13 protein-coding genes are annotated in these 12,495 nt (G+C 57.3%); 5 read left to right on the forward strand and 8 right to left on the reverse strand.

Annotated elements, in window-relative coordinates; translation table 11 throughout:
• Positions 1–201: 201 nt before the first annotated feature.
• The 8 genes from alaS to mltB form a co-directional block, all read right to left on the reverse strand.
• Positions 202–2,829, reverse strand: coding sequence for an alanine--tRNA ligase (alaS, locus tag ACOTZD_RS04760; RefSeq protein ID WP_022651724.1), 2,628 nt, complete (start codon positions 2,827–2,829; stop codon positions 202–204).
• A 131-nt stretch (positions 2,830–2,960) separates the two neighbouring features.
• Positions 2,961–3,461, reverse strand: coding sequence for a recombination regulator RecX (gene recX, locus ACOTZD_RS04765; RefSeq protein WP_129329315.1), 501 nt, complete (start codon positions 3,459–3,461; stop codon positions 2,961–2,963).
• 68 nt (positions 3,462–3,529) lie between these two features.
• Complete coding sequence (recA, locus tag ACOTZD_RS04770; RefSeq protein WP_015571667.1) at positions 3,530–4,588, reverse strand: recombinase RecA; 1,059 nt, start codon at positions 4,586–4,588, stop codon at positions 3,530–3,532.
• 89 nt (positions 4,589–4,677) lie between these two features.
• Positions 4,678–5,175 (reverse strand): nicotinamide-nucleotide amidase, encoded by a 498-nt coding sequence (gene pncC / locus ACOTZD_RS04775; RefSeq protein WP_003862172.1) that lies wholly within the window; start codon positions 5,173–5,175, stop codon positions 4,678–4,680.
• Positions 5,176–5,305: 130 nt separating this feature from the next.
• Positions 5,306–6,184 (reverse strand): metal ABC transporter substrate-binding protein, encoded by an 879-nt coding sequence (locus ACOTZD_RS04780; protein WP_022651725.1) that lies wholly within the window; start codon positions 6,182–6,184, stop codon positions 5,306–5,308.
• Between the two features lie 14 nt (positions 6,185–6,198).
• The gene (locus ACOTZD_RS04785; RefSeq protein ID WP_015571669.1) at positions 6,199–7,059 is read right to left on the reverse strand and encodes a metal ABC transporter permease; all 861 of its coding nucleotides are present in this window, start codon (positions 7,057–7,059) and stop codon (positions 6,199–6,201) included.
• Complete coding sequence (locus tag ACOTZD_RS04790; RefSeq protein WP_023323655.1) at positions 7,056–7,709, reverse strand: metal ABC transporter ATP-binding protein; 654 nt, start codon at positions 7,707–7,709, stop codon at positions 7,056–7,058. The genes ACOTZD_RS04785 and ACOTZD_RS04790 overlap by 4 nt, the downstream gene beginning before the upstream one ends.
• A gap of 266 nt (positions 7,710–7,975) precedes the next feature.
• Positions 7,976–9,076: a lytic murein transglycosylase B gene (mltB, locus tag ACOTZD_RS04795; protein WP_057979986.1), complete on the reverse strand. Its 1,101-nt coding sequence runs from the start codon at positions 9,074–9,076 to the stop codon at positions 7,976–7,978.
• A 251-nt stretch (positions 9,077–9,327) separates the two neighbouring features.
• On the opposite strand from mltB, the gene srlA reads away from it, so the two are divergent.
• The 5 genes from srlA (at position 9,328) to gutM (ending at position 12,443) form a co-directional block, all read left to right on the forward strand.
• Complete coding sequence (srlA, locus tag ACOTZD_RS04800) at positions 9,328–9,891, forward strand: PTS glucitol/sorbitol transporter subunit IIC (RefSeq protein WP_003862164.1); 564 nt, start codon at positions 9,328–9,330, stop codon at positions 9,889–9,891.
• The gene (gene srlE / locus ACOTZD_RS04805; protein WP_032610009.1) at positions 9,888–10,847 is read left to right on the forward strand and encodes a PTS glucitol/sorbitol transporter subunit IIB; all 960 of its coding nucleotides are present in this window, start codon (positions 9,888–9,890) and stop codon (positions 10,845–10,847) included. Before srlA ends, srlE begins: the two co-directional genes overlap by 4 nt.
• A 12-nt stretch (positions 10,848–10,859) precedes the next feature.
• On the forward strand, positions 10,860–11,222 hold the full coding sequence (gene srlB, locus ACOTZD_RS04810; RefSeq protein ID WP_045346954.1) for a PTS glucitol/sorbitol transporter subunit IIA: 363 nt from the start codon (positions 10,860–10,862) through the stop codon (positions 11,220–11,222).
• Positions 11,223–11,236: 14 nt separating this feature from the next.
• Positions 11,237–12,016, forward strand: a complete 780-nt coding sequence (gene srlD / locus ACOTZD_RS04815) for a sorbitol-6-phosphate dehydrogenase (RefSeq protein WP_003862162.1) — start codon at positions 11,237–11,239, stop codon at positions 12,014–12,016.
• A gap of 67 nt (positions 12,017–12,083) precedes the next feature.
• Positions 12,084–12,443, forward strand: coding sequence for a transcriptional regulator GutM (gene gutM, locus ACOTZD_RS04820; protein ID WP_023323656.1), 360 nt, complete (start codon positions 12,084–12,086; stop codon positions 12,441–12,443).
• Positions 12,444–12,495 lie beyond the last annotated feature (52 nt).

The following is a 12,495-nucleotide window of genomic DNA, read 5'->3' on the forward strand; positions in this document are numbered from 1 at the left end:
ATCCCGGCATTATCCATCATATAACGCCAAAAAGTAAGCGATGACAAACACGTAAAGTGTAAGCAGTCACGGCATCACATTCTGTTAAACGTAAGTTTAGCCGATATACACAAACTCAACCTGACTTTATCGTTATCGATAGCGCAGTGAGCAAGACGCCATAACGTTACCGCTATGGCGTCTGCTTGTGCTTTGTAGTTATTACAGTTTCGCGCTTACCCAGCTTTCAACGCTGGCTAATGCCGCGGGAAGTGCCGCCGCATCCGTTCCACCGGCTTGCGCCATGTCCGGACGACCGCCACCTTTGCCACCCACCTGCTGGGCGACCATGCCAATCAGTTCCCCTGCTTTGACACGATCCGTCACATCCTTAGAGACGCCCGCAATCAGAGAAACCTTACCCTCTGCGACCGTTGCCAGCACGATAACCGTCGAACCAAGCTGGTTCTTCAGATCGTCGACCATGGTACGCAGCATCTTAGGCTCAACGCCCGCCAGATCGCTGACCAGCAGTTTGACGCCCTTAATGTCTACCGCTTTGCTGGAGAGGTTTGCGCTCTCCTGCGCCGCAGCCTGTTCTTTCAGCTGCTGGAGTTCTTTTTCCAGCTGACGGGTACGATCCAGCGCGACACGCACTTTTTCGCCCAGGTTCTGGCTATCGCCTTTCAGCAGCTGCGCGATCTCGTGTAGCTGGTCGCTCTGCGCATGCAGGCTGGCAATTGCGCCTTCCCCGGTCACCGCCTCAATACGACGCACGCCTGCCGCCGTCCCCGACTCGGAAACGATGCGGAACAAGCCGATGTCACCGGTGCGGGATGCGTGAGTACCGCCACACAGTTCGGTAGAGAAGTCGCCCATGCTCAGCACGCGAACGCGGTCGTCATATTTCTCGCCAAACAGCGCCATCGCACCTTTCTTCTTCGCTGCCTCGAGATCCATGATGTGGGTTTCGATTGGCAGGTTACGGCGGATCTGGGCATTCACCAGGTCTTCCACCGCACGAATTTCAGATGGCTTCATCGCTTCAAAATGTGAGAAGTCGAAACGCAGCACTTTGTCATTAACCAGAGAACCTTTCTGTGCAACGTGCGTACCCAGCACTTCGCGCAGGGCTGCGTGCATCAGGTGGGTTGCCGAGTGGTTCAGACGAATGCGCGCGCGGCGAGCTTCGTCAACGTTGGCCTGAACGCCCTCGCCCACTTTCAGAGAACCGGAAACCAGTTTGCCCTGGTGACCAATCGCCTGACCGTATTTCTGGGTATCGCTTACGCTGAAGCTGAAGCCATTGCCTTTCAGTTCGCCTTTATCGCCAACCTGACCGCCCGATTCCGCATAGAACGGCGTTTTATCCAGGATAACAACCGCGTCCTGACCCGCGCTAATGCTGTCTACGGCTTTACCGTCAACAAACAGCGCGGTTACGTTGCTGGTCAGGGCCAGCTCTTCGTAGCCTTTAAATTCAGACGCGCTATCAACGCGGATCATCGCGTTGTAGTCTGCGCCAAAACCGCTGGATTCACGCGCACGACGACGCTGCTCTTCCATTGCGGCTTCAAAGCCTGCTTCGTCAACTTTGATGTTGCGCTCGCGGCAAACGTCCGCCGTCAGGTCAACCGGGAAGCCGTAGGTGTCGTACAGGCGGAAAGCGGTTTCGCCATCCAGCGTGTCGCCCTTGAGTTTCGCCAGCTCGTCGTCCAGCAGCGCCAGACCGCGCTCCAGCGTACGGGCAAACTGCTCTTCTTCGGTTTTCAGAACCTGTTCAACCTGCGCCTGCTGGCGTTTCAGCTCGTCGCCGGCAGAGCCCATCACGCCAATCAGTGGCCCAACGAGTTTATAGAAGAAGGTGTCCTTCGCGCCCAGCATGTTGCCATGGCGGATCGCACGACGAATGATACGACGCAGCACATAGCCACGGTTTTCATTTGACGGGATAACGCCGTCAGCAATCAGGAACGCACAGGAACGAATATGGTCTGCGATAACGCGCAGTGATTTGTTGCTCAGATCGGTTGCGCCCGTTACCTCAGCAACGGCTTTGATCAGGGTGCTGAACAGGTCAATCTCATAGTTGGAGTTAACGTGTTGCAGAACGGCCGCGATACGCTCAAGGCCCATACCGGTATCTACGGACGGTTTTGGCAGCGGCTCCATGGTGCCGTCGGCCTGACGGTTGAACTGCATGAAGACGATGTTCCAGATCTCAATATAGCGATCGCCATCTTCTTCCGCGCTTCCCGGAGGGCCGCCCCAGATGTGGTCGCCATGATCGTAGAAGATCTCGGTGCACGGACCGCAAGGGCCGGTGTCGCCCATCTGCCAGAAGTTATCAGACGCGTAAGGCGCGCCTTTGTTGTCACCGATACGGATGATACGTTCGCGAGGGATACCCACTTCTTTTTCCCAGATGTCGAACGCTTCGTCATCGGTCTCATACACGGTCACCCACAGACGCTCTTTCGGCAGATTGAACCAGTTTTCACCGGTCAGCAGTTCCCACGCGTATTGAATGGCGTCGTGTTTGAAGTAGTCGCCGAAGCTGAAGTTACCCAGCATTTCGAAGAAGGTGTGGTGGCGCGCGGTGTAACCGACGTTTTCCAGATCGTTGTGTTTACCGCCCGCACGCACGCAACGCTGTGAGGTTGTGGCGCGGGAATAATTACGCTTGTCGAGACCAAGGAACACATCCTTGAACTGGTTCATCCCGGCGTTGGTAAACAGCAGAGTCGGGTCATTGTTCGGTACCAGGGAGCTGCTGGCAACAACCTGGTGTCCCTTACTATGGAAAAAATCGAGAAACGCCTGACGGATCTCAGCGGTGCTCTTGCTCATAATTATCCTGAAATCAAGCTAACGAAATGTCGCAGCAGATCTGTATCTGTAAACAGTTGGACGGACCAGCTACTGGAAAAAGTGGGAATAAGATAAGTTTTCTTTAGTGGGAAGTAAAATCCCGCATGCGTTCAATCGGTAAAATTACGCCAGATATCCTGAATATCTTCCATCAGGAAGCCGCGGTAGAGCAAAAAGCGCTGGATTTTAACTTTTTCTGAAAATTCACGCGGCAGCGGCTCACCGTACTTTCGTACCGCCTGCTCACGCGCCAGTTCGCACCAGTCAATTTCACTTTCGCGCATGGCTTTTTCAATCGATTCACGGGCAACGCCTTTCTGGTTCAGCTCCTGGCGGATACGCGCTGGCCCATAGCCTTTACGACCACGACTGGCAAGAAAGCGAGCGGCAAAACGGCCGTCATCCAGATAGTGATGCTCGTAGCACCAGGCAACCACGCGGTCATAATCTTCCGCGGTGGCATCAATGACTTCCGGACCGTTTTTGCTCATGACGGGCGCTGACAGTTTCCGCCGCAGCTCCTGTTCGCTATGGTCACGCACGGCAAGAATACGCACGGCCCGATCCAGCAAGCGTGAGTAGGCTGGTCGGCGTGATGTCGGTTCACTCATAAAAAACCTGTCGATTCAGAAATGCAAAAAGGGCCGCATCAGCAGCCCTTCATTTTTATCCGAGAGGATTAAAAGTCTTCGTTGGTTTCTTCAGCATCCGCGCCGTCGACCACGAAATCAGGTTTAGAGTCCTGGTTGTTCAGCAGGAGTTCACGCACCTTCTTCTCAATCTCTTTCGCCGCCGCCGGGTTCTCTTTCAGCCAGGAGATAGCATTCGCTTTACCCTGACCAATCTTGTCACCGTTGTAGCTGTACCATGCGCCCGCTTTTTCAATCAGCTTCTCTTTCACGCCCAGGTCAACCAGCTCGCCGAGGAAGTTGATACCTTCGCCGTAGAGGATCTGGAACTCAGCCTGTTTGAACGGTGCTGCGATTTTGTTCTTCACAACCTTCACGCGGGTTTCGCTACCGACTACGTTATCCCCCTCTTTCACCGCGCCGATACGGCGGATATCCAGACGGACAGAAGCGTAGAATTTCAGAGCGTTACCGCCGGTGGTAGTTTCCGGGTTACCGAACATTACACCAATTTTCATACGGATCTGGTTGATGAAGATCAGCAGCGTATTGGACTGCTTCAGGTTACCCGCCAGCTTACGCATCGCCTGGCTCATCATACGTGCCGCGAGGCCCATGTGAGAGTCACCGATTTCACCTTCAATTTCCGCTTTTGGCGTCAGCGCCGCAACGGAGTCGACGATGATCACATCAACCGCACCTGAGCGCGCCAGCGCGTCACAAATTTCCAGTGCCTGCTCGCCGGTGTCCGGCTGGGAGCACAGCAGGTTGTCGATATCAACGCCCAGTTTACGGGCATAGACCGGGTCCAGCGCGTGCTCGGCATCGATAAACGCACAGGTTTTACCTTCGCGCTGTGCCGCCGCAACAACCTGCAACGTCAGGGTGGTTTTACCCGAGGATTCCGGACCGTAGATTTCTACGATACGGCCCATCGGCAAACCGCCAGCGCCCAGTGCGATATCAAGAGAAAGCGAACCAGTGGAGATAGTTTCCACATCCATGGAACGGTCTTCACCCAGGCGCATGATGGAGCCTTTACCGAATTGCTTTTCGATCTGGCCCAGTGCTGCCGCCAACGCTTTCTGTTTGTTTTCGTCGATAGCCATTATTACTCCTGTCATGCCGGGAGAAGCAACTGCGCTTCACCATGGACTTCTGTTCTGTTGAGGCAATTATACTGTATAGTCATACAGTATCAAGTGTTTTGTAGAAATTGTTGCCAGAGCGTTTTTAACGCGTATTCCGTTGCCTGACGACGCACGCTTTCGCGATCGCCGCTGAAGCATTCCCGGCGGGTGATCCCTTCACCTTTTGAGGTGGCAAAGCCAAACCAGACGGTGCCGACAGGCTTCACGTCGCTGCCGCCGTCCGGCCCCGCGATACCGCTGATGGAGATAGCGTAATCTGCGCGCGCCTCTTTCAGCGCGCCAATCGCCATCTCGATCACCACCGGTTCGCTGACCGCGCCATGCTGCTCAAGCGTGGCTTCACGCACGCCAATCATCTGCGCTTTAGCCTCGTTACTGTAGGTCACAAAGCCGCGTTCAAACCAGGCGGAACTGCCAGCAATATCGGTAATTGCTTTCGCCACCCAGCCGCCGGTGCAGGATTCTGCGGTCGTGAGAGTCGCGCCGCGCTGTTTCAGCGCCAGCCCCACCACTTCGCTTAGCTGCATCAATTCATGGTCAGTCATTCTCGCTCCAGGCCTTAGAAAAACATGCAGCACAAGATAGCACTTTCTCATCAAATATGGGGATGCGCGTCGGGTTTTACGAGGGGGCTTCAGAAAAAAGCCGATGCGGGCGCACCGGCCAGAGAGACGCTTATTTCATGCTGTTAGCGAGGGTGTCCACATTGTGGCGAAACGCCTTGACGTAGGTGTCCGCCACGCCGCCCTTCGCGGACAGCGCTTCCGGGTAAAGTTCACCGCCCGGCTGGGCGCCCGTGGCGGTCGCAATCTGCTTCACCAGGCGCGGGTCAAGCTGGTTTTCCATGAACCAGGTTTTCACGCCGTCAGCTTTAATCTGGTTGATGATCTCCGCTACCTGCGCCGCGCTGGCTTCACTCTCAGACGACAGCCCCTGCGGCGCCATAAACGTCACGCCGTAGGCGCGGCTGAAATAGCCGAAGGCGTCGTGGCTGGTCAGCACTTTGCGCTTCGCCTGTGGGATGTCGCTGAAACGCTTTTTAGCCCAACCGTCCAGCTGAGAGAGCTGCGCAATATAGGGTTTACCGGTAGCTTCAAGCGCCGCCGTATCTTCAGGATCGGCCTTCACCAGCCCTGAGAGAATATTTTGCGCATACAGCGCGCCGTTCGCCGCGCTGTTCCACGCGTGCGGATCGGTCACGGTTTTACCGCCCTCTTCCAGCGTGTGCGTTTTCACGCCGTCCGAGGCAACCACCAGCTGGCCTTTGAATCCAGAAGCTTTTACCAGACGGTCGAGCCAACCCTCCAGCCCCAGCCCATTGACCACCACCACGTCAGCTTTACTCAGCGCCGCGCTGTCTTTGGGCGAGGGTTCGAAAGTATGGGGATCACCGTCCGGCCCCACCAGCGTCGTCACCTTCACACGATCGCCGCCAACCTGCTGCGTGATGTCTCCCAGGATGGAAAAGCTGGTCACCACATTAAGCGTTTTCGCCATTACGCCGTGCGTCATCATGCCGAGCGCGAGCGCCACGGCTAACCCTGTACGTTTCATCGTTTCCCCTTGCGTTAAAAAAGCGCCCGCAGGCTATCCGCCAGCCTGCTGCGCGTGCCAAATAAAACTGAAATAAAGAACAATGCGCTGGCGGTCAGCACAATGGAGGGCCCGGCGGGCAGACTCACTGCCCAGGAAAGACTTAAGCCCAGCCACGCGCAAAAAATACCGCTGATACCCGCCATCAAAAGTAACCCTGGCAGTGTGCGCACCCAGCAGCGTGCCGCCACGGCGGGTAACATCATCAGCCCGACGGCCATCAACGTGCCGAGTACCTGAAAACCGGCCACCAGGTTGAGAACCAGCAGCGCCAGAAACAGACCGTGTAACATCCCGGGCAGCCAGCGCGCGTTCACCTGCAACCACGCAGTGTCGAACGCTTCGCTGACCAGCCCACGATAAAAAATCGCCAGCGTGAGGAGCGTGAACATGCAAACGCCCGTCACGAACAGGGCTGACGCGCTATCCACGGCGAGAATGGAGCCAAACAGAAGATGAAGCAGATCGACATTTGAACCGCGCAGCGACACCAGCGTGACGCCCAGCGCCAGGGAACCCAGGTAAAACCCCGCGAAGCTGGCATCCTCTTTAAGAGGTGTACGGCGGCTGACCAGCCCGGCCACCAGCGCAACGGCGATACCGGCAATAAACCCGCCGACAGTCATTGCCAGCAGCGACATTCCGCTGAGCAGATAGCCCACCGCGACACCCGGCAAAATGGCGTGAGAAAGGGCGTCCCCCATCAGGCTCATCCGACGCAGCTGAAGGAATACACCCAGCGCAGTGGTACTGACGGAGAGCGCCAGGCAAACCACCAGCGCGCGCCGCATAAAGCCGTACTCAATAAACGGCTGGAAGAAGAGATGCCAGATCATGCCACCCTCACCCGCTCGGTTTTCCAGTGCGGCGTATCAGCGTCCAGCCGCAACGTTTGTGGGAAGTGGCGCGAGACGCGTTCGCTGTCGTGCAGTACCGCCAGCAGGGTCTGCCCCTGCATATACATCTCCAGCATCAGATCCATCAGCACGTTGCAGGTCGCTTCATCGACGCCAGTGAAGGGTTCGTCCAGCATCACCAGCGGTGCCTGCTGCACTAAAACGCGGGCAAACAGCATGCGCTGGAATTGCCCGCCGGAAAGTTCATCAATAGTGGAGAACGCCATGGACTCCAGCCCCACGCGCTCCAGCGCGCCGGCAATGCGCATGCGGGCATCCCGACGAAAACCGGCAAACAGAGAGATTGCTGGCCAGCAGCCCATGCTCACCACGTCCTGCACGGTCAGAGGAAATTGCGCCTCCAGCGCGTGACGCTGCGCCAGCCAGCCCACCACCGGACGTCTCCCCTGCCAGCGAAACGTACCGCTGACGGGCGGAATAAAGCCAGCGAGCGTTTTCAGCAGCGTGGATTTGCCGCAGCCGTTGGCCCCGACGATGGCGGTCATGCTCCCGCGTTCAATCACGCCGGACAGCGCGCGCGTAACGGGCTGGCGATCGTAACCCGCCACCAGGTCGTTCATCACGATCATGGCAACGCCACCGCCCAGCGCACGGCCAGGCCGAGAAACAGAATGAGCACCAGCGCCAGCAGCAGCCGAAGCGAGGATGAGAGAGAAAACAGGGACATGGATATCTCAATTCAATAATGTTATAACATAACAATAATGAAAGGCGATTGAGATGTAAACGGCGGGAGTTAAATGGGAGTGTGGCGAAATGTTTCTGCGGGAAACAGGTGCGGGCGGGTGCCCTCACCCCAGCCCTCTCCCACAGGGAGAGGGAGGCATAAGGGGACTTACTGGCTAAACGGTGACGCTGCTGGCACACGCGCCTGAGACACCGCCAGCCCCAGCTGCCACACCGCCATCGCATAGTGCGTGCTGTGGTTGTAGCGGGTAATGGTGTAGAAGTTCGGCAGCCCGAACCAGTACTGATAACCGGTTCCGACATCCAGGCGCAGCAGGCTCACCTGGTCAACATTGCCCAGCGGCTGAGACGGCGTTAAGCCTGCCGCTGCCAGCTGCGCCACGCTGTATTTGGTTTTAAATCCGTTTTCCAGACCAAACGCTTCGCCGTTCGCCTGTACCGCCACCTGGCCGCCCGGCGTCCAGCCATGCGCTTTGAAGTAGTTGGCCACGCTGCCAATAGCGTCTTCGGGATCCCACAGGTTGATGTGACCATCCCCGTTAAAATCTACCGCGTACTGCTTATAGGAGGACGGCATAAACTGGCCGTAGCCCATCGCACCGGCGAACGACCCTTTCAGATCTAACGGATCGTCCTGTTCGTCTCGCGCCATCAGCAGGAAGGTTTCCAGCTCGGAAGAGAAATACTCCGCGCGACGCGGATAGTTGAAGGAGAGCGTCGCCAGCGCATCGAGGATGCGGGTTTTACCCATAATGCGTCCCCAGCGGGTCTCAACCCCAATAATACCGACGATGATCTCCGGCGGCACGCCATAGACCTGCCACGCGCGGTTCAGGGCGTCTTCATACTGATTCCAGAACACCACGCCATTTTGCACGTTGTCCGGGGTAATAAACTGTTTGCGATAACGCAGCCACGCCCCGTTTGGCCCGGTCGGCACCTGGGCCGTCGGCGCCTGCCTGTCCATCAGGCGCAGCACGTAGTCCAGACGCTTCGCCTGAGACAAAATGGCATGCAGCTGCTGGCGATCAAAACCGTGCTTGCTCACCATTTTATCGATGAACTGTTCGGCCGCAGGGTTATTCGCGAAGTCGCCTCCCATCTGCATCATATTGTGCTGCGGCTCCAGCAGGAATCCTCCGGAAGGCGCGCCCGCCGTTGGCTGAACGGCTTCGGTCTTGGGTTTGCTACTACAGGCGGACAGGAGAATAAGCGCAGGCAACAGCGCTGCATAACGACGCTTGAACATGTGGCATCCATTTAACGAGTTCGGTAAGAACCCAGTATGGTAAAGCATCCCCAACTCCTCAAGGAAGCGGTACGCACCTCCCCAACGCAAATCCGTGCCTTTTTCCACCAAAAATTATTCACCTCGCCAATAAACTTTCAAAATAATACATTTTTCTTTCATTGTGAGATCTAACTAACACTTTAAAACCTTTCAAAGTGATTATTATTAGCCGCAGATAGACAAAAACAAACGCCCTACAGGAGAGAAGAATGATAGAAACCATCACCCATGGCGCCGAGTGGTTCATCGGGCTGTTTCAGAAAGGCGGAGAAGTGTTCACTGGCATGGTGACCGGGATCCTGCCCCTGCTGATCAGCCTGCTGGTGATCATGAACGCGCTGATTAACTTTATCGGCCAGCAGCGCATCGAGCGCTTCGCCCAGCGCTGCGCCGGAAACCCGCTGTCCCGCTACCTGATACTGCCCTTTATCGGCACCTTCGTGTTCTGCAACCCGATGACCTTAAGCCTCGGCCGCTTTATGCCAGAGAAGTACAAGCCGAGCTATTACGCCGCCGCCTCCTACAGCTGCCATTCCATGAACGGCCTGTTCCCGCACATCAACCCCGGCGAACTGTTTGTCTATCTCGGGATCGCCAGCGGCCTGACCACGCTTGGCCTGCCGCTCGGCCCGCTGGCGGTGAGCTACCTGCTGGTCGGTCTGGTGACCAACTTCTTCCGCGGCTGGGTGACTGACCTCACCACCGCCATTTTCGAGAAAAAAATGGGCATCCAGCTTGAACAGAAAGTCCATCTTTCAGGAGCCACAGCATGAACCGGATCCGCATTGAGAAAGGCACGGGCGGCTGGGGCGGCCCGCTGGAGTTCGACGCCACCGAAGGCAAAAAGATTGTGTACATCACCGCGGGCACGCGCCCGGCGATCGTCGACAAGTTGCGCGAGCTGACCGGCTGGGAAGCGGTCGACGGCTTCAAGGAAGGCGAACCGCCGGAAGCGGAAATCGGCGTGGCGGTGATCGACTGCGGCGGCACGCTGCGCTGCGGCATCTATCCGAAGCGCCGCATTCCGACGGTAAATATTCACTCCACCGGGAAATCCGGCCCGCTGGCGCAGTACATCGTTGAAGATATTTATGTGTCAGGCGTGAAGGAAGACAACATCACGCTGGTGAATGGCACATCTGCGCCGCAAAAAGCGGCCCCGCGCGAGTACGACACCAGCAAAAAAATCACCGAGCAGAGCGATGGCCTGCTGGCGAAGGTCGGGATGGGGATGGGGTCCGCCGTGGCGGTGCTGTTCCAGTCCGGGCGCGACACCATCGACACGGTGCTGAAGACCATTCTGCCGTTTATGGCATTCGTCTCGGCGCTGATCGGCATCATCATGGCCTCAGGCCTGGGCGACTGGATTGCCCACGGCCTCGCCCCGCTTGCCAGCCACCCGCTCGGCCTGGTGACGCTGGCGCTGATCTGCTCCTTCCCGCTGCTGTCGCCGTTCCTCGGCCCGGGCGCGGTGATTGCTCAGGTTATCGGCGTGCTGATTGGCGTGCAGATTGGTCTGGGGAATATTCCTCCGCACCTCGCCCTGCCCGCCCTGTTTGCCATTAACGCCCAGGCAGCGTGCGACTTTATCCCCGTGGGGCTGTCGCTGGCGGAAGCACGCCAGGAGACCGTGCGCGTGGGCGTGCCGTCCGTGCTGGTCAGCCGCTTCCTGACGGGCGCGCCGACGGTGCTGATTGCCTGGTTTGTTTCCGGCTTTATTTATCAATAAGAGGTGCCTGCCATGACTGTGATTTACCAGACAACCATTACCCGCATCGGCCAGAGCGCGGCGGATGCGCTGAGCGACCAGATGCTGATCACCTTCCGCGAAGGGGCGCCTGCGGATATCGAAGAGTTTTGCTTTATCCACTGCCACGGCGAGCTGAACGGCGAGCTGAAGGCCGGAAGCCAGCTGGAGCTGGGCAAGGCGCGCTATGCGGTAACCGCCGTCGGTGACGTCGCCGAGCAAAACCTGCGCGAGCTGGGGCATATCACCCTGCGTTTCGACGGCCAGCCGCAGGCGGAGTATCCCGGCACGGTTCACGTTGAGGGTCCGGTTCCGCAGGCTGTCACCCCAGGCTGCACGTTAAAATTTATTTCGTAATAAAGGAGAGACACATGAGTCAGGTTGCCGTTGTCATTGGTGGGGGACAAACCTTAGGCGAGTTCCTCTGCCATGGGCTTGCCGCAGAGGGCTACCGCGTGGCGGTCGTGGATATTCAGAGTGAGAAAGCCGCCCGCGTAGCGGACGCCATCAACACCGAGTTTGGCGAAGGGATGGCGTACGGATTTGGTGCCGACGCCACCAGCGAGCAGAGCGTGATGGCGCTGGCCCGCGGCGTGGACGAGATATTTGGACGTATCGACCTGCTGGTCTACAGCGCGGGGATCGCGAAAGCGGCGTTTATCAGCGATTTCGAGCTGGGAGATTTTGACCGCTCGTTGCAGGTGAATCTGGTGGGCTATTTCCTCTGCGCCCGTGAGTTTTCCCGGCTGATGATCCGCGACGGTATTCAGGGTCGCATCATTCAGATCAACTCAAAATCGGGGAAAGTGGGCAGCAAGCACAACTCCGGCTACAGCGCGGCGAAGTTTGGCGGCGTCGGGCTGACGCAGTCTCTGGCGCTGGATCTGGCCGAATACGGCATTACCGTTCACGCGCTGATGCTGGGTAACCTGCTGAAATCCCCGATGTTCCAGTCCCTGCTGCCGCAGTACGCCGCCAAACTTGGCATCAAAGCTGAAGAAGTGGAGCAGTACTACATCGACAAAGTGCCGCTCAAGCGCGGGTGCGACTATCAGGACGTGCTGAACATGCTGCTGTTTTACGCCAGCCCGAAAGCCTCGTACTGCACCGGACAGTCGATTAACGTCACCGGTGGGCAGGTGATGTTCTGATCGAGCAGGGTGATGCCCTCACCCTCCCCCTCTCCCACCGGGAGAGGGAATATAACAAGGAGCCGATATGGTAACCGCACTCATCACCGTCGCCGCCCTCGCCTGGATCTGCCAGATGGCGTTTGGCGGCTGGCAGATCTACCAGTTTAACCGCGCCTTTGATGCGTTGTGTCAGAAGGGACGCGTCGGCGTCGGGCGTTCCGGGGGGCGCTTTAAGCCGCGCGTGGTGGTTGCCGTTGCGCTGGATGAACACAACCGGGTGAGCGATTCCCTCATCATGCGCGGCGTAACGGTGTTTGCCCGTCCGACCAAAATTCAGGCGATCAACGGCATTTCGCTGCATGAATTACAACCTGATGTGATCTTCCCCCACGATTCACTCTGTCAGAATGCACTATCATTAGCGCTTAATCTGAAACATGGATAATTTCGTTGTGAAAGTTATAAACTTGCGGAATTATCATTTCGCAACGTAAGGA

The sequence above is a fragment of the Enterobacter cloacae complex sp. SHL022 genome, from assembly GCF_049237785.1.
Lineage (GTDB): Bacteria > Pseudomonadota > Gammaproteobacteria > Enterobacterales > Enterobacteriaceae > Enterobacter > Enterobacter hormaechei_C.

What these genes read in the sequence shown, in the direction of transcription:
- pncC (WP_003862172.1), bottom strand. Translation starts at nt 5,175, where the DNA reads ATGACTGACCATGAATTGATGCAGCTAAGCGAAGTGGTGGGGCTGGCG.
- mltB (WP_057979986.1), bottom strand. Translation starts at nt 9,076, where the DNA reads ATGTTCAAGCGTCGTTATGCAGCGCTGTTGCCTGCGCTTATTCTCCTG.
- ACOTZD_RS04790 (WP_023323655.1), bottom strand. Translation starts at nt 7,709, where the DNA reads ATGATCGTGATGAACGACCTGGTGGCGGGTTACGATCGCCAGCCCGTT.
- gutM (WP_023323656.1), top strand. Translation starts at nt 12,084, where the DNA reads ATGGTAACCGCACTCATCACCGTCGCCGCCCTCGCCTGGATCTGCCAG.
- alaS (WP_022651724.1), bottom strand. Translation starts at nt 2,829, where the DNA reads ATGAGCAAGAGCACCGCTGAGATCCGTCAGGCGTTTCTCGATTTTTTC.
- srlD (WP_003862162.1), top strand. Translation starts at nt 11,237, where the DNA reads ATGAGTCAGGTTGCCGTTGTCATTGGTGGGGGACAAACCTTAGGCGAG.
- srlA (WP_003862164.1), top strand. Translation starts at nt 9,328, where the DNA reads ATGATAGAAACCATCACCCATGGCGCCGAGTGGTTCATCGGGCTGTTT.
- ACOTZD_RS04785 (WP_015571669.1), bottom strand. Translation starts at nt 7,059, where the DNA reads ATGATCTGGCATCTCTTCTTCCAGCCGTTTATTGAGTACGGCTTTATG.
- recA (WP_015571667.1), bottom strand. Translation starts at nt 4,588, where the DNA reads ATGGCTATCGACGAAAACAAACAGAAAGCGTTGGCGGCAGCACTGGGC.
- recX (WP_129329315.1), bottom strand. Translation starts at nt 3,461, where the DNA reads ATGAGTGAACCGACATCACGCCGACCAGCCTACTCACGCTTGCTGGAT.
- srlE (WP_032610009.1), top strand. Translation starts at nt 9,888, where the DNA reads ATGAACCGGATCCGCATTGAGAAAGGCACGGGCGGCTGGGGCGGCCCG.
- ACOTZD_RS04780 (WP_022651725.1), bottom strand. Translation starts at nt 6,184, where the DNA reads ATGAAACGTACAGGGTTAGCCGTGGCGCTCGCGCTCGGCATGATGACG.
- srlB (WP_045346954.1), top strand. Translation starts at nt 10,860, where the DNA reads ATGACTGTGATTTACCAGACAACCATTACCCGCATCGGCCAGAGCGCG.